2 protein-coding genes are annotated in these 2,241 nt (G+C 62.4%); both read left to right on the top strand.

What is annotated here, in order from left to right:
- A partial coding sequence (locus tag QPM17_RS23515; protein ID WP_285394169.1) for a methylmalonate-semialdehyde dehydrogenase occupies nucleotides 1-116 on the top strand: 116 nt, incomplete at its 5' end.
- Nucleotides 117-258: 142 nt separating this feature from the next.
- Nucleotides 259-2,115: a sensor domain-containing diguanylate cyclase gene (locus tag QPM17_RS23520; protein WP_285394168.1), complete on the top strand. Its 1,857-nt coding sequence runs from the start codon at nucleotides 259-261 to the stop codon at nucleotides 2,113-2,115.
- The last annotated feature ends 126 nt before the right edge of the window (nucleotides 2,116-2,241 follow it).

Below are 2,241 nucleotides of genomic sequence, written 5' to 3' on the forward strand. Positions count from 1 at the left end.
GTCCCAACGGCAAGCAGGCGATCCAGTTCTGGACCCAGACCAAGACCGTCACCGCGCGCTGGTTCGAACCCGAAAACGTCTCCAACGGTATCAATAGCACGATTTCCTTGAGCTGACCGGAATCGGCTAAGCTTGGCGCCCCCGCCCATCGGTGGGGGCGCTTGCGTTGGTAGCGACCAAGCGTTTTTTGCAGCACGACATGAGCCACCGTGGTATCTAGAGCTGACTGGAACTACCGTGACAGGGGTGACCTGCTGCATGCCTACCCTCCCTGCCTCCGTGATGGGGCCGATTCGATGGCTACTGGCGATGCTGTGTCTCGCCTCGCTCAGCGCTCAGGCCGCCATCGAGGTGGGCACGCTGCCAGATGAGCTGAATCTGGGGCCGCATGTCCAACTGCTCGAGGATGCCGAGCGTGAGTTCGACATCGAGCAACTGGTGGCCCGGGGAGATGCCCTGGCATGGCAGGCCTCGCGGCAGGAAACTCTCAACTTCAGTTTCTCCGATTCCGCCTGGTGGGTGCGGCTGCGAATCGAGAACCAGGCCAGCACCGCGGTGCGCCGTTTGCTGGAACTGGCCATGCCGCTGCACGACTACCTCGATGCCTATGTCGTGGACGAGCAGGGTGGGATAGTGAGTCGATGGCACAGCGGAGATCGTCGTCACTTCGATTCCCGCCCGGTCGCCCATCGCACCTTCGTATTACCCGTCCGGGTCCCTGTCGCCGCGTCGCGAGAGGTCTACCTGCGGTTGGACACGCACGATGGGCTCTACGATGCCACGCCCCTCTCTCTCATGAGCGATGAGGGCTTCCTGGCCAAGGCGCAGCGTGAGCTCATGGCCTTCAGCCTCTACTTCGGTGCGCTTCTGGCGCTGTTGATCTATAACCTATTGCTATACGTGGCGACCCGGGAGCGCTCGCTGCTGCTCTACGTGGCCTATCTCGGGTCGTTCTTCGTCCTGATGTTCACGGCGCGTGGCTTTGCCTTCCAGCACTGGTGGCCGGCATTTCCACAGTTCAACAACCAGCTGGTGCCGATCAACATCGGCCTTTTCGCCGTCACGCTTGCCGTCTTCAGCAACAGCTTCCTGAACCTGCGTGAGCATGCGCCGGGGGCGACTCGCGTGATTCTCGGTGTCGCCGGCCTATGTCTGCTGAGCTCGCTGCCTGCGCTGCTGGGTCATTACGCGCCGGTGTTCCGCCTGATGATCCCTGCTGCCATCGTGCTCTCCGGCCTGTTGCTCGGCGTGGCGGCGTGGCGCAGCTGGCACCACGACACCCTGGCCAGAATCTATCTGGTGGCATGGGGCGTGCTGCTGGTGGGGGTTGCGCTGTACTTCTTGCGGGTGGCCGGCGTGCTGCCGTACAACCTCGTTACCGAGTATGCCGTCCAGGTCGGCTCGGGCATTGAATTCCTGCTGCTCTCCCTGGGACTGGCCTGGAAGATCAATCAGTTCAAGAACGAGAAGCTCGCCGCCGAGCGAGCCACGCTCGAGCTGCAGCGCTCCCTCAACGAGCGACTGGAAATCGAGGTAGAACAGCGCACGCGGGAGCTGGAAAGCGCCAATCGACGGCTCACGGCACTGGCACGCACCGACCCCCTGACAGGGCTGCTGAATCGCCGTCAGTTTCACGAGCTGGTCGATGAGAAGCTGCAGGTACGACGACGCAGCGGCCAGCCGCTGTTGTTTGCCGTGATGGATATCGACGACTTCAAGCTGTTCAACGATACCCATGGCCATCAAGCCGGCGACGAAGTGCTGATACAGGTGTCGACGCTGATGCTGGACCACTTCCGGCGGGCTGGCGACTGCCTGTTCCGCCTGGGCGGAGAGGAGTTCGGCATTTTGCTCGAGGCCGATTCGCTGTCGGCGGGGCAGCATGCCCTGGAACGCTTTCGCCAGGCCCTGGAGAGGCTCAGGATCCCCCACGCAGGGTCGAGCCACGGCGTAGTGACCGGTTCTTTCGGTTTGGTGTACTGCAGCGACTGCCGCCGGGTGCCTTCCGCCATGGCCCTGTATCGCCAGGCGGATCGAGCGATGTACGAAGCCAAGGAGCGCAGCCGCAACCGAGTGGTGACCCGGCCTATGGGCGGAGTGGAGAACGACGCTTAGGACGCATAGCATGCAGAGGTCGCATGGACAGAGGTACGACGTTGACGTTAACTGTACGGCGACAAGAACGACAATGTCCCTGGAGAACGCCATGACAGTTTCGATCAGCCGCTTTCCCGTTCCCGA

The organism is Marinobacter azerbaijanicus (genome assembly GCF_030250645.1).
Classification (GTDB): Bacteria; Pseudomonadota; Gammaproteobacteria; order Pseudomonadales; family Oleiphilaceae; genus Marinobacter; species Marinobacter azerbaijanicus.